This window comes from Sphingomonas sp. NIC1, assembly GCF_001638925.1.
In the GTDB taxonomy this organism is placed as follows: domain Bacteria; phylum Pseudomonadota; class Alphaproteobacteria; order Sphingomonadales; family Sphingomonadaceae; genus Sphingomonas; species Sphingomonas aquatilis.
Genome location: NZ_CP015521.1, coordinates 1,235,530 through 1,257,835, shown reverse-complemented (window position 1 = coordinate 1,257,835; position 22,306 = coordinate 1,235,530). Strand labels below are relative to the sequence as shown.

The window sequence follows — 22,306 nt, the reverse complement described above, 5'->3', positions numbered from 1 at the left end:
AAGATGGGCGAGCGGAAGGCGATCTTCATCACCGGTGGCGGATCGGGTATCGGCCGCGCGGTCGGGCGGCTGTTCGCGAGCCGCGGCTGGCTGGTCGGCGTGGCCGACGTCAATGCGGGCGGCCTCGCCGAGACGCTGGCGGCGCTGCCGGGCGAGGGGCACCAGAGCTATGTGATGGACGTACGCGATCGCGATGCGTGGACGGCGAGCCTCGACGGCTTCACGCGCGTCAGCGGTGGGCGGCTCGACGTCTTGTTCAACAATGCCGGCATCGGCACGGGCGGGCCGATCGCGACCGCGAGCTTCGACGAGATCGACCGGACGGTGGCGATCAACTTTACCGGCGTGCTGAACGGTGCGCGGATCGGGCATGCGTATCTGGCACGGACGCCGGGGTCGGTGCTGCTCAACACCTCGTCGGCGTCGGGTATCTATGGCTCGTCGGGCCTCGCGACCTATTCGGCCACCAAGTTCGGGGTGCGGGGATTGAGCGAGGCGCTGGATGGCGAATGGTCGGCGGAGGGCATCAAGGTGCGCTGCCTGCTGCCGAGCTTCATCGAAACGCCGCTGCTGAACGGCGTATCCTCAGGCAGCAACCGCACCATCCGTGAGAGCGTGACCGGCGCGGGACTGGAGCTGACGCCGGTCGACGTGGTCGCGGAAGCCGCGTGGAAGGCGGTGCATGGCGACGCGGTCCACACCTATGTCGGCAAGACCGCGGAGCGGATGCGCTTCGCCGCGCGCTGGATGCCGGGCTCGCTGCGCAAGCGGATGCGGCGGTCGATGCGCTGATGGTTGCGGTAGCGCGCTGCGCATCCTTTCCGTCACCCCGGGCTTGACCCGAGGTCCCGCTTTTCACCGCGTGATAGAAGAAGCGGGACCCCGGCTCTTCGGCCGGGGTGACGGAGGATGGGAAATGCGTTGCGGCTATTCGTCGACGATCGCGTCGATCGCCTCGGCCATCTCGATGTCGCGGTGGCTGAGGCCGCCGGCGTCATGGGTGGTCAGCAGGATTTCGACGCGGTTGTAGACGTTCTTCCATTCGGGATGGTGGTTCGCCTTTTCCGCCATCAGCGCGACCTGCGTCATGAAGCCGAACGCCTCGACGAAATCGGCGAACACCAGGCTGCGCGTGATCGCGTCGCGGGCCTCGTCATAATCCCATTCGGGCAGGCCATCGAGCGCATCGGCGCGGTCGGTTTCGCTGAGAGCCTCGATCATCCGGTCTTCCTTGCTGGAGGGCGTGGCGCCGGGGTATGGCCGTTATCATGGCGCTGCAAGAATCTTATAGGCAAGATGCTTTTGGCCCGGCGCCGGACGCCGACGCGATCGAGGGGATCGCCCGCGACACGATCGCGCGGCTGCCCGCGGCGTTCGCGCAACATCTGGGCGATGTCGTCCTGATCGTCGAGGAAGAGGCGGATGACGAGACGCTCGCCGCGCTCGGCCTCGACCACCCGCTCGATCTGACCGGTCTGTATCACGGGCGACCGATCGGCGAGAAATCGTCGATGGAATCGGGGGCGCTGCCCGATCGCATCCATCTGTATCGCCAGGCGATCCTGGCCGAATGGATGGAGACGGGCGTGCGGCTCGACGATCTCGTCCGCCATGTGACGATCCATGAGATCGGCCATCATTTCGGCCTGTCCGACGACGACATGCATGCGCTGGAAGAGGCGGCCGCGGATTGAGCGTCCTGCGGTTCGAGGATGTTGGCTGTCAGCGCGGCGGGCGGTTGCTGTTCGCAGGAATCGGCTTTGCGCTGGCGGCGGGCGGGGCCTTGTGCGTCACCGGCCCCAACGGCGTCGGCAAGTCGAGCCTGATCCGCATCGCTGCCGGCCTGCTGCGGCCCGTCGAGGGCGTGGTGACGCGGGAGGGTGACGTCGCCTTGCTGAGCGAGGCGCATGCGTTGGACCCGGAGCGGCCGCTGGCGCTGGCGCTGCGCTATTGGATCGGCGCGCGGACGGAGGCGGCGCTGGCGGCGGTGGGACTGGCAGAGGCGGCCGCGGTGCCGGTGCGGCTGCTGTCGACCGGGCAGCGGCGCCGCGCGGGATTGGCGCGGGTCATCGGAGCAGAGGCACCGGTCTGGCTGCTGGATGAGCCGGCGAACGGACTGGACGGGGCGGGGATCGCGTTGCTGGAGGCGGCGGTCGCGGACCATCGCGCGAAGGGCGGCATTGCGGTGGTGGCGACGCATCTGCCGCTGGCGCTACCGGGCGCGCAGATGCTGGCGCTGGGCTGATGCGTGTGTCCGGGATCATCCTGCGCGACCTGCGGCGGGCGTGGACGGGCGGCGGGTTGCTGTGGCCGGTCGCCTTTTTCCTGCTCGTCGCCACACTGTTTCCCTTTGCGGTCGGGCCGGATGCGGCGTTGATCGGGCGGATCGGCGGTGGGGTGATCTGGGCGGCGGCACTGCTTGCGGCGCTGCTGCCGGTCGAGCGGCTGGTCGCGCCCGACGTCGAGGCGGGGGTGATCGATCAATATGCGGTGCGGGGCGTGCCGCTGGCGCTGGTCGCCTTCGCCAAGACGGTCGCGCACTGGCTGGGCTTCGCGCCGCCGTTGATGCTGGCGGCGGTGATCGCGGCCGGCCTGTTCGATCTGCCGGCCGCGACACTGCTGCGCGTCGAGGCGGGATTGCTGGTGGGGACGCCGGGCCTCGCCGCTCTGGCAGTCGCGACATCGGCGTTGGTGACGGGCCTGCGCGGAGGGGGTGGGGTCGCAGGCCTCGTCATGCTGCCGCTCGCGATCCCGCTGCTGATCTTCGGCGCGGGATCGCTCGACACTGGGGTGGGGGCGTTGAAGCTGCTCGGCGCGGTCAGCCTGTTGCTGACGGCGGGCGCCCCCTGGATCGCCGCCGCGGCGATCCGAGCAGGGATGGACTAAGGCAAGATCAGCCCTGGTTATTGTCCGATGCATAGACCATCGCCGCCGCAGTTCCGGTTGCCGGTTTCAAGTGAAACCATTCGGGTCGGTCGATCGCGGTCAGAAATGCCAGTACCGTCAGGCCGAACATCAGCAGCGCTAGTCTGCCCCACAGCGGATTGGGAGGGCTGTCGTCGGTATTGGTCTTGGCGATATCGTCGTCAAGCTGCATGATAAGCCTCTCTGTCTGCCGAAGCCGAGATATAGGCTTATCAAGTCTTCTGATCGACGAGCGTTCCGTTACGTTTTCTTGCTGCGTCGCACCATGGCGTTGGGGCGACGCATTTCGGGCGGTGAGACGAGGCGCTAGCGGCTCCAGCGCGCCCAGATTGCGGTCGGCAGCGTCAGGCCGCGGGCCTCTTCGCGCACGCCGAGCTCGCCCGCTTCCACCTTGCCCGGCAGATCGGCGAACAGCTGGCGCATCAGTTCCTGCAGTGCCAGCGCCGACATGCGCACGGCATAGACGGTGAGGAACAGGAAGCGGCTGTCGGCATCGAGCAGGCGGCGGCAATCGGCGAGCAGGCGGGGCAGGTCTTCCTCCAGCCGCCACACTTCGCCCTCCGGCCCGCGGCCGTATTTGGGCGGATCGAGCAGGATGCCGTCGTAGCGGCGGTTGCGGCGCACCTCGCGCGCGACGAATTTCGCCGCATCGTCGATAATCCAGCGCACCGGCGCATCGCTCATCCCCGACAAGGCCGCATTGGCGCGCGCGGCCTCGACCGATTTCTTGGAAGCATCGACATGCACCATCTTGGCACCCGCCGTTGCCATCGCGAGCGTGCCGACGCCGGTATAGCCGAACAGATTCATGCATTCGGGCTGGTCCATGTCCGCGACCTGTTCGCGCATCCAGCTCCACACCGGCGCCATGTCGGGGAAGAAGCCCAGATGGCGGAAGGGCGTGGTCTGCGCGGTGAAGCGCACCTCGTTCCACTTCAGCGGCCAGCCTTCGCGCGGCACGGGTTCGGCAAAGACCCAGCGACCGCCGCCGTCCTCGTCGCTGGCGGGCAGGAACTCGCCCTGCGCCTTCCAATTCTCTGACGCGGGTGCCCACATCGCCTGCGGTTCGGGGCGGATGAAGCGGAAGCGGCCGTACCGCTCCAGCTTGCGGCCGTTCCCCGAATCGACCAAGCCATAGTCGGCCCAGGGTTCGCCGATCAGCGTCTGGAGCGTCATGCGCGGGGGCGCGCGCGCTCGGCGATATAGGCCGTCACCGCCTCGAACGTGCCGGGCAGGTGAGCGCAACGCTCTTCGCGATCGAAAAGGTCGCCGACGCGCGCGGGCAGTGCGGGGCGCTGGCCGGTCGCACGCTCCACCGCATCGCCGAACTTGGCGGGGTGGGCGGTGGCGAGCGTCACCATCGGCGCATCGCCCGCCTGCGCGCGCGCGGCGGCGAGGGCAATGGCGGTGTGTGGGTCGATGATCTGGCCCGCCGCGTCATGCGCCCAGCGCATCGCCAGCGTCATGTCGTCCAGATCGACGCGGGCGCTCGCGAACAGCGACGCACCGGTCTGCTGCGCATTGCTGAGCCGCATCGCACCGCTCGATTCGAAGCCGCGCATCTGGTCGGCCAGCGCGGCGCCGTCGCGACCGCCGAGGTCGAACAGCAGGCGTTCGAAATTGGAGCTGACCTGGATGTCCATCGACGGCGTCGGCGTCTGCTGGACGATGCCCTTGCTGTAATCGCCTGCCGACAGCGCGCGGTGCAGGATGTCGTTGACGTTGGTCGCGACGATCAGCTTCGCGACCGGCAGGCCCATCTTCGCCGCGACATAGCCAGCGAAGACGTCGCCGAAATTGCCGGTCGGCACCGAGAAGGCGACGGCGCGGTCGGGCGCGCCGAGGCGGACCGCGGCGTAGAAATAATAGACCACCTGCGCCATCAGCCGCGCCCAGTTGATCGAATTGACCGCGGACAAATGGAAACGCCCGGAGAAACCGGGATCGTTGAACATCGCCTTCACCAGCGCCTGCGCGGTGTCGAAGTCGCCGTCGATCGCGATGTTATGGACGTTGGGGGCGAGCACCGTCGTCATCTGGCGGCGCTGCACGTCGCTGACCCGGCCATGCGGGTGAAGCATGAAGATATCGACGCCGGCACGCCCCGCCAGCGCATCGATCGCCGCCGATCCGGTGTCGCCGCTGGTCGCGCCGACGATGGTCAGATGGTCGCTGCTGCCCTTGAGGAAGCGTTCGAACAGCAGGCCGAGCAGTTGCAACGCCACGTCCTTGAACGCCAGCGTCGGGCCGTGGAACAGTTCGAGCAGCCACTGGTCGTGGTCGAGCTGGACGAGCGGCGTGACCGCGGCATGCGCGAAACGGCCATAGGCCTGGGTGCAGAGCTCTTTCAGCTCGGCCGGCGTCAGCGCATCGCCGATGAAGGGCGTCATCACCGCGACCGCGGTATCGACATAGGACAGGCCGGCGAGGTCCGCGATCTGTTCGCGCGTGAAGCTCGGCCACGCGTCGGGCAGGTACAGGCCGCCGTCCGACGCCAGGCCGGCGAGGGTGACGTCGCGGAAATCGAGGGCGGGGGCGGCCCCGCGGGTGCTGACGTAGCGCATTGCGGCTGGGTAGCGGCGTGGGCGCGACGGGGCAACGGCGGGTTTTCTTGGGCGTGGTGCGGCTGGACTATCGGCGTGCGAACGCGGCGGCGGCGTGCCGATTCGCGGCGATTCGGGCGCGGAAGTGGACGAAGTGGACGGTACGTCGATGTCGAAATCACCCACCGGCCCGGTGCCGGAGGGCACGGGGGCGGCAAAGCGACGGTCGGACATGCTGCCGGCATAGCGGATCGGCGGCGTGTAGGACAGACGGGCGATGGCGGCGGGGCCGCGCGGCGTCGGCGGGTCCGCAGTCTCGCTGCGCCGGGTCGCCATGCATCGTGTTGGTGGTTCACGCGAAGACGCGAAGACGCGAAGAAGAAGAGGGTTGTTCACGCGGAGGCGCGGAGGACGCAGAGGGGTTGCGCCTGCCGCGTCGGTGGGCTGTTTTCCTCCGGCCGAGATAAGAACAGTGCGCCGCGGCGCACGAGACACCTCCGCGTCCTGCGCGCCTCCGCGTGACCGGTCTTTCCTTTGCGTCTTCGCGTCTTCGCGTGAAGGAATGTCGATCCGTCCTGGTGGGTAAGTGATTGACTTCGCCTTGTCGCGAAACCCTCCCGCGCCTTGGCGCGACACCGGACTTTCATGCTGTTGTAGGGGGCATGATAGTCGAAGGGGCGATTGGCGCCGGCCCGGTGGGCGGGTTAGACGATCGGCCATCCCGTTCGTTATCGAGGCGCTATCCCATGACCCTCCCCGACTTGTTGCTGCCGACCTATGCCCAGATGCTGCGCGCGCTGTCCGCGTGGCTCGAAAAGGCGGGCGCGGGGCGGGAGGATGGTGGGGATGGGCTGCTGACTGCGCGGCTGGCGCCGGACATGTTCCCGCTGGCGACGCAGGTGCGCTTCGCCTGCGTGCAGGCCTATGAGGGCGTCGCCCGGCTGCGCGACGCGCCGCTGCCCGATGCGGTGCAGACGTTGCTCGCCGAGGGACGCGGCGCGGCCGAGGCGCCGGGGACGCTGGCGGACGCGCAGGCGCGGATCGCCGAGACGATCGCGATGGTCGAGGGCGCGGCGGGGACGATGCCCGCGGTCGATCCGGCGCGCGCGATCGCGCATGCGCTGCCGCAGGGCATGATCTTCGATCTCAGCGCGGAGCAATATGCCCGCGACTGGGCGATCCCGCAGTTCTATTTCCACGTCATGACCGCCTATGCGATCCTGCGGGCCGAGGGAGCGGCGCTGGGCAAGGCGGATTATGTCGCGCACATGTTCGCCTATCTGCGCCCCGGCACGATGCCCGGATGAGTAGGTTTGTACTCCGTCACAGACCTAATCTGCCAGAATGAGCAATTGATTGCATTTTTTTGGACAGTATCCGCCAGTTTCGGGTGAGGATGCTGACGTTCCGTGTCGTCATGACAGCAACGACAAGCTCGTCGTGAACCGAGGGACGAACCACGCATTATGCCGGAACCGATCAAGCCGCCCCCCGCCCAGTTTCTGCGCGACGACGTGATCCGTGGGGGGATGGACCTGTTGCTGTTTGCGCACAAATCGCACCTGCGCCATTCCGATGCCGAACTGACCGCCATGGGGCTGGGCCGGGCGCATCATCGCTGCCTGTATTTCGTCGGGCGGCGACCCAATCTGTCGGTGGGCGAATTGCTGGGGCTCTTGGGCGTGACCAAACAGTCGCTGGGCCGCGTGCTTGGCGCGCTGATCGACAACGGCCTGATCGAACAGCGCCCGGGCGAGGCGGATCGCCGCCAGCGCCTGCTGCGTCTGACGCCGGCGGGTGAAGATCTGGAGCGTCGCCTGTTCAGCGGGCTACATGCCAATATGAGCCGCGCCTATGCCGCTTCGGGCGAAGAGGCGGTCAGCGGCTATTGGACGATGATGCAGAATCTGATGAGCGACGACGCGCAGGCGCAGTTCAAGGCGTTCCACGCGGGGTGAGGGCGTGGGGCGGCGGTGCGCCACGCCCGCCGCCCCGTTCCGGCCTCAAAAGGGCAGGGGCTGCTGATCGGGTTCGACCCAGTCGCGACGCGCGGCCACGCTGAGCAGCGTATCGCGATGCCAGTGATCCAGCAGCCACTCCGGGTTGCCCGGCCGCGATGCCATGAGCGCGGTGAGCACGCGATGCAGCGGTGCGTCCTTCTCATGACGCTCCAGATGATGCGCTACGGCCCGCATCGACGCGCAGGTGATGGTGTGATGGTAGCCGCTGCTATCGGTGTTGGCGGTGAGCGTCGCGTCATTGTAGCGCGAGATCAGCGTCCGCATGCCCTGCGGCGTGGCCAGGTCGGGACGATGGCGATACAGCCACAGCGCGGCGGCAAAGTGCGCGGCGTGCGTCCAGTCGCGCTTGGGTAATGCGCGATCGATTACGCCCAAAGCGATGCGGGCGATGGCCGCGTCCGTCGATATCATCATGGTAGGGCGTTTTTCGTCAGGCCCGACTGGCACAAAAAACCCCGCCGGTCGGGCGGGGTGGGTCGTGTACAAGACAGCACGCGACTACCGTCGCCGGCGCAGCGCCAGCGTGTAGATCGTCGCGGCGATGGCGGCGAAGAGGAACCACTGGACGGCGTAGGACAGATGGTTGTTCGGCACCGACGACAGATCGGGCTGGCCGTTGGCGGCGAGGCCGGGGGCGGGGCGATCGGCGACCAGCATCAGCCGCTGCGGCGTATGGTCGAACAGCGACCCGATCAACGAGCGGGCGTCGGGCGCATGGCTGATGAAGCCTGTCACCGGGCCGCCGGTCCAGCTGCCCTTGTAGGCGGGGTCGGTGGTGGTGCCGAGCTGGACGAGCATGCCCGGCCCCTCCGCGCCCGTCGCGCAGTCCGCGATCAGGCGGAAGCCGGCCTTGCCCGCCCCGGCGAGCCGCTGGCCGGTGACGCGAACGCACAGGCCCGAAGCGCGGCGGAACAGCAGGCGATCGTCGGGAAAGCGCGGGAAGGCGATCGGCGGCTTGGCCGGATTGGCGGCGAGCTGCGCGAGATACGCCTCCTTCTTCGGCGCGCGGTCGAGCAGCTGCCAGAGGCCGAGGCCGATCATCGCGGCCACCGCGAGCGCGACGACGATGGTGGGGATCAGGGGAATGCGCTTCATGGGATGGGGTCGCTGCGGGACTCGTCGATGCGGCCTTCGCGCGCGGCGTTCCTATATTCGGCGGCGAGCAGCGCGGCCTTGGCGACGCGCAGCGACCAGATCACGCCCGCCGCGGTGACGGGAATCCAGATCAGCATGTGCAGCCACAGCGGTGGATGCAGCGTCAGTTCGAGCGTGATCGCGCCGGCGACGACCAATGCGCCCAGGATCAACGTCAGGAAGGCGGCTGGCCCGTCCCCGACGTTGAAGCGCGTGAAATCCAGGCCACAGCCCGAACAGCGATCCGCGAACTTGACCCAGCCGGCAAACAAAAGGGGCCGGCCGCAACGCGGACACAGCCCCTTCAACGCGACCTCGGCAATCGCAGGCGAGGATATGGGCGTCGGATCGGTCATGCGACGCCCGTCAACCTTATCAGCCGCCGTGAACCGGTGCGCCCCAGCCGCCCCAGACGTAGATGGTGACGAACAGGAACAGCCACACCACGTCGACGAAATGCCAGTACCAGGCGGCGGCTTCGAAGCCGAAATGCTGGCGCGGCGTGAAGTCGCCCTTATAGGCGCGGATCAGGCAGACGATCAGGAAGATCGTGCCGATCAGCACGTGAAAGCCGTGGAAGCCGGTCGCCATGAAGAAGGCGGCGCCATAGTTGATGCCCTTGAACGGGAAGGGCGCGTGCATGTATTCATACGCCTGGATGCTGCTGAACAGCACGCCCAGCGCGACCGTCAGCCACAGGCCCTTCAGCACGCCGTCACGGTCGCCGACGCCCAGCATGCCCCACAGGCCACGCTTCTCGCCGCCGCGCTGGTTGTGGATCAGCGCGTGATGCGCCCAGGTGACGGTGGTGCCGCTGGTCAGCAGGATCAGCGTGTTGAGCAGGGGAAGCTCGAAGGCGTTGATGACGGTCAGGCCCTTGGGCGGCCATTGCGCGGCGATCGCCGCAGCGCCTTCGGCCGCGCGCTCCACCTGGCCGTCGACGAAGGCCATGGCGGTCGGGAACAGGCTGAAGTCGAAGAATGCCCAGAACCAGCCGACGAAGAACATGACTTCGGAGGCGATGAACAGGATCATGCCGTAGCGGAAGTGGAGCTGGACGACGGGGGTATGATCGCCATGATGCGCCTCGCGCACCACGTCCGCCCACCAGCTGTACATCGTGAACAGCACGCCCGCGAGGCCGGCGAAGAAGATCCAGCCGCCGCCATTGGCCTTGTCGGCCGCCAGATGGCCGCCGTGCATCCACATGATCGCGCCGCTCGCCATCACCAGCGCCGAGAGCGATCCGAACAGGGGCCAGATGCTGGGTGGCAGAATGTGATAGTCGTGATTCTTGGCGCCGGCCATGGTCAGGTCCCTGTTCTCTTATCCTCTTTGGGGCAGGACCCTAAGGCCCAAACGCCCCTAGAACAAGGTCGTGGCGGCGACGATTTTAGCGTTCGGCGAGGGACGCGGGGCGGTGGATCAGGATTCCGAACCCGTCTGCGCCCGGCCGGGGGTCTTGCCGGCATCGGCGGGATAGAAGGTGTAAGACAGCGTGATCGTCTCGACGTCCGACGCGTCGGGGTCGTCCATGATCTTGGGATCGACGAAGAAGATGACCGGCATCCGCTGCGTCTCGCCGGGCTTCAGCGTCTGCTGCGTGAAGCAGAAACACTGGATCTTGGTGAAATATTTGCCAGCCTGGCTGGGCGTGACGTTAAACGTCGCGGTGCCGGTGATGGGCTTGGTGTCGAGGTTTGTCGCGGTGAAGAACGCCATGTCGCGCGCGCCGATCTTCACCGTCTCGGATCCCGCTTCGGGGCGGAAGCGCCACTTCATGCCGGGGGCGACGTTGCTGTCGAAATCGATGCGGATCAGCTTGTTGACCGCGCCGGGCGCCTCGAGCGCGCGCTGCGTCGTGCCGTTGAGGCCGGTCACCTGACAGAACAGGCGGTAGAGCGGCACGCTGGCCCAGGCGACACCGGTCATCACGCAGATGCCGAGCACCGCCAGCATCGCGGTGCGCAGCTGGCGGCGGGTGCCGGGATCGGTCGCCGCCCCGGTCACATGCCCTCGCGGATCTTCACGATCGCAATGGCGAAGACGAGGATCACGAACGCGCCGAGCAGCAGCGCCATCACGCGTGCCCGCGATTGCTGGCGCGCGCGGATCAGGTCTTGGTCGTCAGGAGTCATCATGGCAGCACCCAGCGGTCGACGACCAATGCGCCGAACACCACGAAGAGGTAGAGGATCGAATAGCTGAACAGGCGCTTTTCGGGCTTCATGTTATCATCGGGCTGCGTCGTGCGCGTGGCGACGATCAGCGCGAGGGCGGCGAACACCAAAGTCGTGACGGTGGCGACCACGCCGTAGATCGCGCCGGTCAGGCCGAGCGGCCAGGGCAGCAGCGCCGCGAGCGCCATCGGGATGGTGTACAGGCCGATCTGGCGGCGCGTCGTGCGCTCGCCCGCGACGACGGGCAGCATCGGCACGCCGGCATTGGCGTAATCGGTCTTCACGAACAGCGCGAGCGCCCAGAAATGCGGCGGCGTCCACAGGAACACGAGGCCGAACAGCAGCACGGGGAGCAAGGCGACATGCCCCGTCGCCGCCGCCCAGCCGATCAGCGGGGGAAAGGCGCCGGCCGCGCCGCCGATCACGATGTTCTGCGGCGTCCGGCGCTTCAGCCAGACGGTGTAGATCAAAACGTAGAACAGGATTGAGACGGTCAGGATCGCCGCGGCGGCCAGATTGACCGCGAAATACATCAAGATGACCGAGAAGGCGGCAAGGCCGACGCCGAAGTGCAGCGCCGACTGACGGTCCATCCGGCCATCGGGCAGCGGCCGCTTCTGCGTGCGGCGCATCTTGGCGTCGAGGTCCGCCTCATACCATTGGTTGAGAGCGCCTGCCGCGCCGGCGCCCAGTGCGATGCACAGGATCGCGGTGAAGCCGATCACCGGATGCACGCCCACCGGCGCCGCCAGCATGCCGCACAGGCCGGTGAACACGACGAGCGTCATCACGCGCGGCTTGGTGAGCGCGAGGAAATCGCGCCAGTCGGCTGGCGGCAAAAGGGGCGTCGCGGCGGTCATGATCGGCCCGGCTATACCCGTAGCGCGGGGGTTGGGGAAGGGTGACGCACGTATCGTGCTGATCCAGGTCAAGCACCCCCGGAATGGCGGGAACGATAGCGGAAACAGGCGGTTAGCCTGACCTATTAGGCCGCCCGTACGGCGGCACAGGTTCGAGGGGATGAAGCAGTGGCAACCCGTATGATCGACGCCGGTATTCCGGCGTCGCAATTCCTGACCGACAGCTTCCAACGCGGCCTCGCCCATTGGAACCGCGAGCGGCTGGAGCCGGGCTTCCCGACTAACGACTGGCAGCGCACGCTGGACCGCGACGTGCGCATGCAGCGGCTGGAGGGCGGCTTCCTGGAGGAATTGCGCGCGGAGGTGACTGAGGAGGCTGCCGCAGCGCCGACCGACGTCGAGGGCTTCATCGCCTGGTTTGAGGGGCTGAAGGCGAGCGGGCCAGGGCAGCACGATGCGCTGTTCCCGTGGCTGGCGGAGCAGGCGAACCTCGACCAGTTGCGCTGGTTCTTCGAACAGGAAGCGGCGGGCGAGGCGGGGTTCGACGATCTCGTCGCGATGACGCAGGTGAAGCTGCCGACGCTGCCCAAGCTGGAGCTGGCGCGCAATTATTGGGACGAAATGGGCCGGGGCAATGCCAAGGGCATGCACGGGCCGATGCTGGACGCGCTGGTCGAGACACTGGCGGTAAACCCGGTGATCGAGAACACCTTGTGGCAGAGCCTGGCGCTGGCCAATGCGATGACCGCGATGGCGACCAACCGGCGTTATGCGTGGCAGTCGGTGGGGGCGCTCGGCGTGATCGAGCTGACCGCGCCGGATCGCTCGGCGGCGACCGCCAAGGGGCTGCGGCGGCTGGGCTTTTCCGACAAGGAGCGGCGCTATTTCGATCTGCACGCGGTGCTCGACATCAAGCACAGCGAGGATTGGAACCGCGAGGCGATCCGCCCGGCGGTGGAGGAAGACCCGCGCCGCGCGACCGCGATGGCGGAGGGTGCTCTGATCCGGTTGAAGTGCGGCGAGCGGTGTTTCGAGGCGTATCGTGCGGTGTTGATGGGGTGAAGGTCGCCTAACGTAACCGTCACCCCGGACTTGGTCCGGGGTCCACCGGGCCGCAAGGGGGTGGCAAGAGGCTCAAACCATCCCCCTCGCCGCGGAGTGGACCCCGGACCAAGTCCGGGGTGACGGGGTGGCTAGGGCGGTCGCAGAGTCTTAAATCAGCGCGAGGTCTGCCAGTCGTCCGATGAGCGCGGGCGGCATCAGCGAAAGACCGTCGGTGTCCCCGCCCAGGTCCGCCGGCGCATCCGCCGCTTCCAAATAGCGCCAACCCTGATGGGCGCGCTTCGGCCGCGCCTGTACCAGCACCAGAGCGGGATCGATATGGATCGCGACGCGGCCGCCCTCCGCCTCGCCGAAGCCGAGGATCGGTGAACGTGCGACGAGCTGGTGCTTGATGATCCAGAATAAGGAACCCTGCCCGGCCACCTCCTCGTGCCGCTTGGGCAGATAGCGCGTGGTCAGGAATACCGGGCCGTCCGCGGCACGCTGCGTCAGGCGATCGGCGAGATGATCGACGCTCGTCGCGCCGAAGGCCACTTTGGTGAGATGCAGCATGGCCGCGCGATGTGGGTGGGGGGTGTGGTGCCCGCAAGGCTCGTCGTCGGTTCGATGCGTTCTAGCTGACCCCGCCGTCATCGCAGCGAAGGCTGGGATCTCCATGAGTTAGCGTGCGACAAGAGTCGCTTGAGACCCCAGCCTGCGTTAGAGTGACGTGTGTTGGGCAGATGTCGCGTCTTTACCCGCCCAGCCCCCAGAGCGACGCCAGCCCCAGGAACGAAAAGAACCCCATCACGTCGGTCGCGGTCGTCACGAACACCGCCGACGACACCGCCGGATCGACATTGGCCTTGTCGAGCGCCACCGGCACGATGACGCCGACGAGGCCGGCGACGATCGAGTTGATGACCATCGCGATCGCGAACACGATCGACAATTGCAGGTTGCCGAGGATCACATAGCTGCCGACCGCGCCGACCAGGCCGAGCGCGCCGCCGTTGCACAGCGCGATCTGGAATTCGCGCGCCAGCATGCGCACCGTGTTCGAGCTGGTGAGCTGGTTGGTCGCGAGCGCGCGGACGACGACGGCGAGCGTCTGCGTACCGGCATTGCCGCCCAGCGCCGACACGATCGGCATCAGCGCGGCGAGCAGGGCAAAGCGGGCGATCTCGCCCTGGAACAGGCCGACGACCGAGGCCGACAGCATCGTCGCACCCAGATTCACCACCAGCCACGCGATGCGCGTGCGCACGGTGAAGCGGATGGGTTCGTTGATGTCGCCTTCGCCGGCGCCGGACAGGCGGAGCGCGTCCTCGCCCGCCTCCTGCTGAATGATGTGAACAATATCGTCGACGGTGATCATGCCGACCAGCCGATCGGACGCATCGACCACCGCGGCGCTGATGAGCGCGTATTTTTGGAAGCGGAGCGCGACTTCTTCCTGATCCATGTCGACCGGGATCAGCGTCTGTTCGCGCTTCATCACGTCGCCGATCGCGATGCTGCGCGGCGTGCGCAGGATCCACGACAGCTGGCACGTGCCGACCGGGTGGTGGCCGGCATCGACGACGAAGATCTCCCAGAAGTCGGTGGTCAGCTCTTCGTGGTGGCGCAGGAAGTCGATGACGTCGCCGACGGTCCAGTGATCGGGCACCGCGATCAGCTCGCGCTGCATCAGGCGGCCGGCGGTTTCCTCCGGGTAGGACAGCGCCTCTTCGATCGCGGCGCGATCGTCGGGGTCGAGCGCACGCAGCACGGCGCGCTGGTCGGCTTCCTCCAGATCCTCGATGATCGCGACCGCGTCGTCGGTGTCGAGCTCGCTCGCGATGTCGGCGACCTCGGTCGGGGTCAGCGCGTCGATCAGGTCCTCGCGGACGTAATCGTTCATCTCGGCGAAGACGTCGCCGTCGAGCAAGTCCTTCAGCGCGCGGGCGAGGCCGGCGCGATCCTCATGCGGGGTCAGTTCGAACAGGTCGGCGATGTCGGCCGGGTGCAGCGGTTCGACCAGCGCGCGCGCTTCCTCGTCGTCGCCCGCGCGCACCGCATCCAGCACCGCATCGACGAATTCGGGACGCAAGCGATCGTCCTCGTCCAGCTCGTCCTGTTCGGGGGCCAGCATCTCGGGAAGCTCGGTATCGCTCATCGCTGCCTCCGTCCGTGCTGCAATCGTGTCGTGGTGCAATCGGGGGCGTCTACCGCGCTGCGGCACGATTGGCCACCCTTCGGGGATTTGCCCTTCGGCCGAAGCGACACTACCTGCTGCGGCAACATCATAAAGGACAACACATGGCCGATACCTTCACCACGCTGACGCTGACGCTCGACACCGGGTCCGAACAGGGCGACGTCACGATCAAGCTGCGCCCCGATCTGGCGCCGAACCACGTCGCGCGCATCGGCGAGCTGGCGAACGAAGGCTTCTACAACGGCGTGCCGTTCCACCGCGTGATCCCGGGCTTCATGGCGCAGGGTGGCGACGGCGGTCGTGGCGATGGCACCGGCGGGTCGTCGAAGCCGAACCTGAAGCAGGAGTTCAACAAGGAGCCGCACGTGCGCGGCGTCTGCTCGATGGCGCGGACCAGCGATCCCAATTCGGCGAACAGCCAGTTCTTCATCTGCTTCGACGACGCGCGCTTCCTCGACAACCAGTACACCGTCTGGGGCGAAGTGACCGACGGCATGGACCTGATCGACAAGCTGCCCAAGGGCGAGCCGCCCCGTAACCCGGGCAAGATCGTCAGCGCCAAGGCGGAGTAAGCCGTTTCGAAGGGGGGGCGAGGGCGCCGTGTCCTCCCCCTCCGTCAGGCCATACGGCCTGCCACCTCCCCCTGGCGGGGGAGGACTTCGACCTCATGCCTCCCCCGCCAGGGGGAGGTGTCGCCGGCCAGGCCGGTGACGGAGGGGGAGGATGCGGGACGTCCGCTGTCTTCCCGACGTTTAGACCTCCCCAAGCGTCCTTATCAGCCAGTCGTGGAACATGCGGACCGGGCGCTGTTGCAGCGCGCGGGGGCGGCAGACGAACCAATAGCTGTACGGGCTTTCCACCACGATATCGAACAGGCGTACCAGCCGCGGATCGCGGGCGTCCTGGAAATGGCTTTCGTGCATGAAGGCGACGCCGATGCCCTGCGCCGCGGCCTCCAGCATCAAGGCGCCCGAATCGAAATAGTCGATCGCCAGCGGCTCGATCGTCGGGTCGATGCCCGCCGCGTCGCGCCATGCGGTGAAATTGTCGGGCATCTCGCGATGAATCAGCGCGGTCAGCCCGCTCAACTGCTCGGGCCGGGTGATCGGGTCGGGCCCCTCCAGCAGCGTGCGGGCGCCGATGACATAGACCGAATTGCGGTCGAGCCGCTTGGCGTACAGCGTCGGATCGATCTCGCGCGACAAAGCGATCACCGCGTCCAGCCCCTCGCCCAGCCGCGCGATGCCGTGGCCGGCGGTGTCGATATCGAGATGCAGTTCCGGATGCGCCGCGCGCAATTCGCCCAGCCGCGGGAACAGCCGCTGCGAGGCGAACAGCGGCAGGATGCCGAGGCGCAGGCGCAGCACGTCGCTATGCCCCATCATCTCCTCGATCGTATCCGACAAGCTGTCGAGCATCGGCGCGATCTGGCCGAGCAGCCGGTCGCCATCCGCGTTCAACACCATCGCCTGGTGGCGGCGTTCGAACAGCGGACGCCCGATGAAGCGTTCCAAGCTCTGCACGCGGCGGCTGAGCGCGGGAGCGGACAGCGCCAGTTCGGTGGCGGCAGCCTTCACCGACCCCAGTCGGGCGACTTGCACGAACGCCTCGATGGCGCCCAGCGGCGGCAATCTGCGCATCGCGGTCCTTCCTCGCCCCAGTGTCGCGTCAACGAATGCAGATTGTGCAATCGTATCGAATGTTTTCGCACTTGCAACATAAAGCTGCGGAGAGGAAAGGGGACGGGCCTTTCAGGCATCCTCTCCTAAAAACTTTCCCGGGCTGGCGTTTTCGCCGGCCCTTTTTTTGTGCGTTTTTCGCGAAGCGCGCGCAGCAGGCCGGAGCCGCTAACGCGCGTGAACGCGTTTTCAAAAGCTTCTACCCTCGCACCATCGGAACCGCCTTCCTATCTCGCGCGCTTCGAACGCACCCTGCAGGACGAGAGTGGATGGCCGACAGCGATACCCCGACGCGTAAGATCCAGGTGGCGAACAGCCGTCCGGAGGATTCCGGCCGCGGCCTCGCGCACCTGCCGCGCAGCCTTATGGCCGCGCTGGGCGTGGGCGAGGGCGACGTGATCGAGATCGTCGGCAAACAGTCGACGCCCGCGCGCGCGGTCGGGCCGTACCCCGAGGACGAGGGGATCGAGATCCTGCGTATCGATGGCCTGCAGCGCGCCAATGCCGGCGTCGGCGCGGGCGATTTCGTCGAGGTGCGGAAAGTGGAATCGAAGCCCGCGACGCGCGTCGTCTTCGCGCCTGCGCAGGCCAATCTGCGCTTGCAGGGCCAGCCGCAGGCGCTGAAGCGCACCTTCTTCGGGCGGCCGCTCTGCCAAGGCGACGTCGTCGCGACCGCGGGGCACCAGCGCGTCGGCAACATGCCGCCGGGCATCCAGCAGTTCATGAACGCGCCGGCCTATGCGTTGCAGGAAATCCGCCTGTCGGTCGTGTCGGCCAGCCCCAAGGGCATCGTCCATATCGACGAGAATACCGAGGTGGAGCTGCGCCCCGAATATGAGGAGCCGACGCAGCGCCGCGCCGACGTGACCTATGACGATATCGGCGGCATGGCGCAGACGATCGACCAGCTGCGCGAGATGGTCGAACTGCCGCTGCGCTACCCCGAGCTGTTCCAGCGGCTGGGCGTCGATCCGCCCAAGGGCCTGCTGCTCTATGGCCCGCCGGGCACCGGCAAGACGCGCCTCGCGCGCGCCGTGGCGAACGAGAGCGACGCGTCGTTCTTCCTGATCAACGGCCCTGAGATCATGGGCTCGGCCTATGGCGAGTCCGAAGGGCGGCTGCGCGAGATTTTCGAGGAAGCGGCAAAGAGCGCACCGTCGATCGTCTTCATCGACGAGATCGATTCGATCGCCCCCAAGCGCGGCAGCGTGCAGGGCGAGGCGGAGAAGCGTGTCGTCGCGCAGCTGCTGACGCTGATGGACGGGCTGGAGGCGCGCGCGAACCTCGTCGTGATCGCCGCGACCAACCGACCCGAGGCGATCGACGAAGCGCTGCGTCGACCGGGCCGCTTCGATCGCGAGATCGTCGTCGGCGTGCCCGACGAGCGCGGCCGTCGCGAAATCCTGGGCATCCACACCCGCGGCATGCCGCTGGGCGACAAGGTCGACCTCGTCGAACTGGCGCGCACCACCTATGGCTTTGTCGGTGCCGATTTGGCCGCGCTGACCCGCGAGGCGGCGATCGAGGCGGTGCGGCGGATCATGCCCAAGCTCAACTTGGAAGAGCGGACGATCCCGGCCGAGGTGCTCGACGAGCTGTCGGTGACGCGCGAGGACTTCCTCGAGGCGCTGAAGCGCGTCCAGCCGAGCGCGATGCGCGAGGTGATGGTCGAGGCGCCGCGCGTGCGCTGGGACGATGTCGGCGGGCTGGATGCCGCGCAGAACCGGTTGAAGGAAGGCGTCGAGCTGCCGCTGAAGGACCCCGATGCCTTCCGCCGGTTGGGCATTCGGCCGGCCAAGGGCTTCCTGCTCTATGGCCCGCCGGGCACCGGCAAGACGTTGCTCGCCAAGGCGGTGGCGCGCGAGGCGGAGGCAAATTTCATCGCTACCAAATCGAGCGACTTGCTGTCGAAATGGTATGGCGAGAGCGAGCAGCAGATCACGCGCCTGTTCCAGCGCGCGCGGCAGGTGGCGCCGTGCGTGATCTTCATCGACGAACTCGACAGCCTGGTGCCCGCGCGCGGCGGCGGTCTCGGCGAGCCGCAGGTGACCGAGCGCGTGGTCAACACGATCCTCGCCGAGATGGACGGGCTGGAGGAATTGCAGTCGGTCGTCGTCATCGGCGCGACCAACCGGCCGAACCTGATCGACCCCGCGCTGTTACGGCCGGGCCGGTTCGACGAGCTGGTCTATGTCGGCGTCCCCAACCAGGAGGGGCGCCGGCGTATCCTGGGCATCCAGACGCAGAAAATGCCGCTGGCCGACGATGTCGATTTGGACGCGATCGCGCGCCAGACCGACCGGTTTACCGGTGCCGATCTGGAGGACGTGGTGCGCCGCGCCGGCCTGGTCGCGCTGCGGCGGTCGTTGCAGTCGACCGCGGTGACGATGGCGGACTTCGAATCGGCGCTGACCGAATCGCGGGCGAGCGTGACGCCCGAGATGGAGAAGGATTACGAAAAGATCGCGGCGCAGCTGAAGCAGGATGCGGCGGCGATCCAGCCGATCGGCTTCATCTCTCCCGGGCAATTGCGCGGACGCGGGCCGAAGGGCGCGGACTGAGCCGCAAACGCGCCAGAACCGTTCGGGCTGAGCCTGTCGAAGCCCGCCCTTCCGCCGGCATTACGTCTGAGGAAAGGTGCCCTTCGACAGGCTCAGGGCGAACGGTTTGAGAGGTGCGCGGATCAGGCCCGCTCCTTCAACGCCACCCACGCATAGCCGAACAGCACCACCAGCGCCGCCGCCGCGGTCAGATACGGCAGCGGCCGCGACAGTTCGTACAGGCCGACGCCGATCGAGGGGCCGAGCACGAAGCTCGCGCCGTTGACGCTCGTCACCTTGCCAGCCACCGACCCTTGCGCGGCGGGTCCTACGGCAAGGCTCGACCCCGCGGTGAACCCCGGCCGCGTGAAGCCGAAGCCCAGGTTCGCCAGCGCATAAGCGGTGGCGATGCCGTACAGCGACGTCGCGAGCCCGGTCAGCGCCACGCCGGCCGCGGCGAGCACCAGCCCCACCAGCACCAGCCGCCGCGGCGTCAGGCCGAGCAATGGGATCACCCCCCATTGCACCAGCAGCGCCGCGCCCGCGCCCATCATTAGCACGATGCCGGTCGGCTCCAGCGCCAGCGCGGGCGCGATGTGCAGGCGATCGATGACGAGGAAGCCGATCGCCTGGCTGGTCATCGCCTGCGCATGGCCCATCACCAGTCCTGCGATCATCCAGGCGCGCACGCGCGGATCGAGATAGCCGACATGCTCGCTATGCGGCTGCGTCGCGGCGGCGACGGTCGCGCCGGTGGGGGCGCCGCCGATCGAGGGATAGGCGGAGGAGGTGCCATGTTCGTGGAACGCCGCCCGCCGGTCGTCGGGCAGGATCGCGCGCACCGTGATCCACACGCCCACACCGAACACCGCGAAGACGAAGGCGGGACCGGCCAGCCCCACCTCGACACGGCCGATATGGCCGAGCAGCAGATAGGGCGCGATCGCCGGCCCCAGGATCGTACCGAGGCCGAAGGCGCTGGCGAGCAGGGTGAGGGCGCGCGTGCGATCCTCACGGCTCGTCTCGCCGGCGACCAGCGCTTGTACCGCGGGCGGCGCGGCGGAGCCGAACGTGCCGTAGATCAGCCGGCCGGCGATGAAGAGGCCGAAGGCGGCGGTGCCGCCGATCCAGCCGTTGATCCCGGCGGCGAGGAACAGGCCGCACAGGCTGAGCGACACCGAAAAGCCGCCGACGCCCAGCAGGATCATCGCGCGATGCCCGTGCCGGTCGGACCGGTTCGCCCAGAAGGGCGCGGCGATCACCCATAATAGCGCCGATACCGAAAAGGCGGCGGCGACGGCGCTGTCGGCGACCTTCAGCGAGCGCCCCAGCGCGGGCAGGATCGATTGCAGCGCGGTATTGCCCGCCGCGATCGTCAGCATGACGAGGAACATGAGCGCAAAGCGCCGGTCCATCGGGCCGCGGGTCCGGCCGGTCATGCGGCGCGGTGCCCGGCGCGGTCCCAGGCCCCGGCGCGGTCCCAGGCATAGTCGCGCATCACGGCGCAGACGATGACCTGATAGCGGTCGTACCAATGCGCCCGGCCCGCCTCGCGGATCGCTGCGTAATCGGGCTGGTCGCGCCAGGCGATGGCCGCCGCCTCGTCCGCCCAATAGCTGATCGTGATGCCGGCGCCGTCCGGCTCGCGCACGCTGTCGACGCCGCGATAGCCCGGCTGGCGTGCCGCCAGCGCCGCCATCGCCGCGGCGGCGGCGTCATAGCCCGCCGCGTCGGCGCCGTTGCGCTGCGAGGTGAAGATCACCGCGACCTCGCCAGACCGTTGCTCCGCCATGGTTTCTTCCCCTCCGTGATCCCCTTCCTAGTCCGGCGACGAGGCAGGGCAAGCCGTGTCTCGGGAGCGCTCGCTGCGACGAACCGCAGGGGGCGACGCAACCGCATGTCTTGAAACGCGTTCGGGAAACGTGGCACGGGGTATTTTCCGCGCGGTCCTGCGCGGGGTCCCGACACGCGATCAACGACAGGAAACCGATGCCCTCTTCGACCACCGCCGCCAGGCGCCGTACCCGTGGCACCGGCGTGCCGAGCCCGGTCGCGATGTTCTTTCAGGGCTTCCTGAAGCATCCGGTTATGGTGGGGTCGATCATCCCGTCTTCGGACAAGCTGATCCGCAAGATGCTCGCGCCGGTCGACTGGTCGGCGTGCAAGCTGTTCGTCGAATATGGTCCCGGCGTCGGCACCTTCTGCCGCCCGATCCTGGAGCGGATGGCGCCCGACGCGACGTTGATCGCGATCGACACCAACCCCGATTTCATCCGCTACCTCGACCACACGATCACGGATTCGCGCTTCGTCGCGGTGGAAGGATCGGCGGCGGACGTCGAGCGGATCGTGCGCGAACGCGGGCACGACCATGCCGATTACGTGCTGTCGGGCCTGCCCTTCTCGACGCTGCCCGCCGGCGTCGGCCCGGCGATCGCCGCGGCGACGCATCGCGTCATCCGCACCGGCGGCGCGTTCCTGGTGTATCAATTCTCGCCCAAGGTGAAGGACTTCCTCACCCCCCATTTCACCAACATTGATCACGACATGGAATGGTGGAACGTGCCCCCTGCGCAGCTTTACTGGGCATGGAAGGATTGATCGCCAGCGCGATCTGTAGCGACACAATCAAACGATTTTACCGATACGGGCCCTTTTCCTGCATCGCGGGTTAAGCTAATCGCGTCCGATATGGACGCTCCGAAGCATTCCTCTGCCCTGTTCCTGCGCGACACTGCGATCCGCCGTGGCATGGAATTGATGATGTTCGCCCAGACGCGGTTTTTGCGCACGGCGGATGAAAAGCTGGCCGAACTGGGCCTGGGGCGCGCGCATCACCGCGCGCTCTATTTCATCGGGCGCTGCCCCGACGTCACCGTCGGTGATCTGCTGTTGCTGCTGGCGGTGACCAAACAGTCGCTCGGCCGGGTGATGAAGGATCTGGTCGATCGCGATCTCGTCTGCATGCGCGCCGGGGACGTCGATCGCCGCCAGCGCCTGTTGAGGCTGACGGAACAGGGGGTCGCGCTGGAAACCGCCTTGTTCGAGGAGCAGCGCGACCACATGGCCAAGGCGTACAGCTATGCCGGGCAAGAGGCGGTGGCGGGCTATTGGGCGGTGATGGAGGCGCTGATCCCCGCAGAGGCGCGCGCGCAGATCGACGCGCTGGGCCGGTGACGCGCG

General features: G+C 67.6%; 27 protein-coding genes. 11 read left to right on the top strand and 16 right to left on the bottom strand.

The annotated features are described in order from the left end of the window. Window positions 1–3 precede the first annotated feature (3 nt). Window positions 4–792: an SDR family oxidoreductase gene (locus tag A7E77_RS06110; protein ID WP_063686630.1), complete on the top strand. Its 789-nt coding sequence runs from the start codon at window positions 4–6 to the stop codon at window positions 790–792. Window positions 793–927: 135 nt separating this feature from the next. Here A7E77_RS06110 and A7E77_RS06105 read toward each other — a convergent pair whose 3' ends face one another. Continuing rightward, window positions 928–1,221: a 4a-hydroxytetrahydrobiopterin dehydratase gene (locus A7E77_RS06105; RefSeq protein WP_063686628.1), complete on the bottom strand. Its 294-nt coding sequence runs from the start codon at window positions 1,219–1,221 to the stop codon at window positions 928–930. Window positions 1,222–1,256: 35 nt separating this feature from the next. Between A7E77_RS06105 and A7E77_RS06100 the strand changes: the two genes are divergently transcribed. The 3 genes from A7E77_RS06100 to A7E77_RS06090 are packed head-to-tail and all read left to right on the top strand — an operon-like array spanning window position 1,257 to window position 2,886. Then, window positions 1,257–1,694: a metallopeptidase family protein gene (locus tag A7E77_RS06100; RefSeq protein ID WP_063686626.1), complete on the top strand. Its 438-nt coding sequence runs from the start codon at window positions 1,257–1,259 to the stop codon at window positions 1,692–1,694. After that, a complete protein-coding gene (ccmA, locus tag A7E77_RS06095) occupies window positions 1,691–2,245 on the top strand; it encodes a heme ABC exporter ATP-binding protein CcmA (protein ID WP_063686624.1) in 555 nt (184 codons plus the stop codon). The genes A7E77_RS06100 and ccmA overlap by 4 nt, the downstream gene beginning before the upstream one ends. After that, window positions 2,245–2,886: a heme exporter protein CcmB gene (locus A7E77_RS06090; protein ID WP_063686622.1), complete on the top strand. Its 642-nt coding sequence runs from the start codon at window positions 2,245–2,247 to the stop codon at window positions 2,884–2,886. The genes ccmA and A7E77_RS06090 overlap by 1 nt, the downstream gene beginning before the upstream one ends. Before the next feature lie 7 nt (window positions 2,887–2,893). Here the strand turns inward: A7E77_RS06090 and A7E77_RS06085 are convergent, their stop codons facing one another. The 3 genes from A7E77_RS06085 to thrC form a co-directional block, all read right to left on the bottom strand. Next, window positions 2,894–3,097, bottom strand: a complete 204-nt coding sequence (locus tag A7E77_RS06085) for a hypothetical protein (RefSeq protein WP_043061132.1) — start codon at window positions 3,095–3,097, stop codon at window positions 2,894–2,896. A 134-nt stretch (window positions 3,098–3,231) separates the two neighbouring features. Further along, entirely contained in the window at window positions 3,232–4,101 is an 870-nt protein-coding gene (locus A7E77_RS06080; RefSeq protein ID WP_063686620.1) for a class I SAM-dependent methyltransferase, read from the bottom strand. Then, a complete protein-coding gene (gene thrC / locus A7E77_RS06075) occupies window positions 4,098–5,489 on the bottom strand; it encodes a threonine synthase (protein WP_063686618.1) in 1,392 nt (463 codons plus the stop codon). Before thrC ends, A7E77_RS06080 begins: the two co-directional genes overlap by 4 nt. 725 nt (window positions 5,490–6,214) lie before the next feature. On the opposite strand from thrC, the gene A7E77_RS06070 reads away from it, so the two are divergent. Then, window positions 6,215–6,775: a DUF1993 family protein gene (locus A7E77_RS06070; protein WP_063686616.1), complete on the top strand. Its 561-nt coding sequence runs from the start codon at window positions 6,215–6,217 to the stop codon at window positions 6,773–6,775. A 159-nt stretch (window positions 6,776–6,934) separates the two neighbouring features. Continuing rightward, complete coding sequence (locus A7E77_RS06065) at window positions 6,935–7,426, top strand: MarR family winged helix-turn-helix transcriptional regulator (RefSeq protein WP_017980215.1); 492 nt, start codon at window positions 6,935–6,937, stop codon at window positions 7,424–7,426. A 45-nt stretch (window positions 7,427–7,471) separates the two neighbouring features. Here A7E77_RS06065 and A7E77_RS06060 read toward each other — a convergent pair whose 3' ends face one another. The 7 genes from A7E77_RS06060 to A7E77_RS06035 all read right to left on the bottom strand — a co-directional run bounded on the left by A7E77_RS06060 (window position 7,472) and on the right by A7E77_RS06035 (window position 11,663). Further along, entirely contained in the window at window positions 7,472–7,903 is a 432-nt protein-coding gene (locus A7E77_RS06060; RefSeq protein ID WP_063686614.1) for a hypothetical protein, read from the bottom strand. A gap of 84 nt (window positions 7,904–7,987) precedes the next feature. Further along, window positions 7,988–8,584, bottom strand: a complete 597-nt coding sequence (locus tag A7E77_RS06055) for an SURF1 family cytochrome oxidase biogenesis protein (protein WP_063686612.1) — start codon at window positions 8,582–8,584, stop codon at window positions 7,988–7,990. Then, window positions 8,581–8,979, bottom strand: a complete 399-nt coding sequence (locus tag A7E77_RS06050) for a DUF983 domain-containing protein (RefSeq protein ID WP_063686610.1) — start codon at window positions 8,977–8,979, stop codon at window positions 8,581–8,583. Before A7E77_RS06050 ends, A7E77_RS06055 begins: the two co-directional genes overlap by 4 nt. Window positions 8,980–8,998: 19 nt before the next feature. Then, the gene (locus A7E77_RS06045; protein ID WP_017980211.1) at window positions 8,999–9,931 is read right to left on the bottom strand and encodes a cytochrome c oxidase subunit 3; all 933 of its coding nucleotides are present in this window, start codon (window positions 9,929–9,931) and stop codon (window positions 8,999–9,001) included. A gap of 117 nt (window positions 9,932–10,048) precedes the next feature. Then, window positions 10,049–10,582 carry a cytochrome c oxidase assembly protein gene (locus A7E77_RS06040; protein WP_264177020.1) on the bottom strand — a complete coding sequence of 178 codons (534 nt, stop codon included), beginning with the start codon at window positions 10,580–10,582 and terminating at the stop codon, window positions 10,049–10,051. Window positions 10,583–10,629: 47 nt separating this feature from the next. Continuing rightward, the gene (locus tag A7E77_RS18455) at window positions 10,630–10,764 is read right to left on the bottom strand and encodes a hypothetical protein (RefSeq protein ID WP_017980209.1); all 135 of its coding nucleotides are present in this window, start codon (window positions 10,762–10,764) and stop codon (window positions 10,630–10,632) included. Then, window positions 10,761–11,663 carry a heme o synthase gene (locus A7E77_RS06035; RefSeq protein WP_017980208.1) on the bottom strand — a complete coding sequence of 301 codons (903 nt, stop codon included), beginning with the start codon at window positions 11,661–11,663 and terminating at the stop codon, window positions 10,761–10,763. Before A7E77_RS06035 ends, A7E77_RS18455 begins: the two co-directional genes overlap by 4 nt. Before the next feature lie 180 nt (window positions 11,664–11,843). On the opposite strand from A7E77_RS06035, the gene A7E77_RS06030 reads away from it, so the two are divergent. Beyond that, window positions 11,844–12,725: an iron-containing redox enzyme family protein gene (locus A7E77_RS06030; protein ID WP_063686606.1), complete on the top strand. Its 882-nt coding sequence runs from the start codon at window positions 11,844–11,846 to the stop codon at window positions 12,723–12,725. 150 nt (window positions 12,726–12,875) lie between these two features. Here the strand turns inward: A7E77_RS06030 and A7E77_RS06025 are convergent, their stop codons facing one another. Both A7E77_RS06025 and mgtE read right to left on the bottom strand, forming a co-directional pair. After that, window positions 12,876–13,277, bottom strand: coding sequence for a DUF1489 family protein (locus A7E77_RS06025; protein ID WP_063686603.1), 402 nt, complete (start codon window positions 13,275–13,277; stop codon window positions 12,876–12,878). Between the two features lie 181 nt (window positions 13,278–13,458). Next, complete coding sequence (gene mgtE / locus A7E77_RS06020) at window positions 13,459–14,862, bottom strand: magnesium transporter (RefSeq protein ID WP_063686601.1); 1,404 nt, start codon at window positions 14,860–14,862, stop codon at window positions 13,459–13,461. Window positions 14,863–15,005: 143 nt separating this feature from the next. Between mgtE and A7E77_RS06015 the strand changes: the two genes are divergently transcribed. Next, the gene (locus tag A7E77_RS06015; protein WP_017980204.1) at window positions 15,006–15,476 is read left to right on the top strand and encodes a peptidylprolyl isomerase; all 471 of its coding nucleotides are present in this window, start codon (window positions 15,006–15,008) and stop codon (window positions 15,474–15,476) included. Between the two features lie 180 nt (window positions 15,477–15,656). Here A7E77_RS06015 and A7E77_RS06010 read toward each other — a convergent pair whose 3' ends face one another. Beyond that, complete coding sequence (locus A7E77_RS06010; protein ID WP_063686599.1) at window positions 15,657–16,544, bottom strand: LysR substrate-binding domain-containing protein; 888 nt, start codon at window positions 16,542–16,544, stop codon at window positions 15,657–15,659. A gap of 308 nt (window positions 16,545–16,852) precedes the next feature. On the opposite strand from A7E77_RS06010, the gene A7E77_RS06005 reads away from it, so the two are divergent. Beyond that, complete coding sequence (locus A7E77_RS06005; protein WP_063686598.1) at window positions 16,853–19,144, top strand: CDC48 family AAA ATPase; 2,292 nt, start codon at window positions 16,853–16,855, stop codon at window positions 19,142–19,144. A gap of 122 nt (window positions 19,145–19,266) precedes the next feature. Here A7E77_RS06005 and A7E77_RS06000 read toward each other — a convergent pair whose 3' ends face one another. Both A7E77_RS06000 and A7E77_RS05995 read right to left on the bottom strand, forming a co-directional pair. After that, window positions 19,267–20,562 (bottom strand): MFS transporter, encoded by a 1,296-nt coding sequence (locus tag A7E77_RS06000; RefSeq protein WP_063686597.1) that lies wholly within the window; start codon window positions 20,560–20,562, stop codon window positions 19,267–19,269. Continuing rightward, a complete protein-coding gene (locus A7E77_RS05995) occupies window positions 20,559–20,915 on the bottom strand; it encodes an antibiotic biosynthesis monooxygenase family protein (RefSeq protein WP_063686596.1) in 357 nt (118 codons plus the stop codon). Before A7E77_RS05995 ends, A7E77_RS06000 begins: the two co-directional genes overlap by 4 nt. A 197-nt stretch (window positions 20,916–21,112) precedes the next feature. Here A7E77_RS05995 and A7E77_RS05990 point away from each other — a divergent pair, with 197 nt between their 5' ends. Then, window positions 21,113–21,724, top strand: a complete 612-nt coding sequence (locus A7E77_RS05990) for a class I SAM-dependent methyltransferase (RefSeq protein ID WP_017980199.1) — start codon at window positions 21,113–21,115, stop codon at window positions 21,722–21,724. 90 nt (window positions 21,725–21,814) lie between these two features. Further along, window positions 21,815–22,300 (top strand): MarR family winged helix-turn-helix transcriptional regulator, encoded by a 486-nt coding sequence (locus tag A7E77_RS05985; protein WP_063686594.1) that lies wholly within the window; start codon window positions 21,815–21,817, stop codon window positions 22,298–22,300. Window positions 22,301–22,306: the final 6 nt, after the last annotated feature.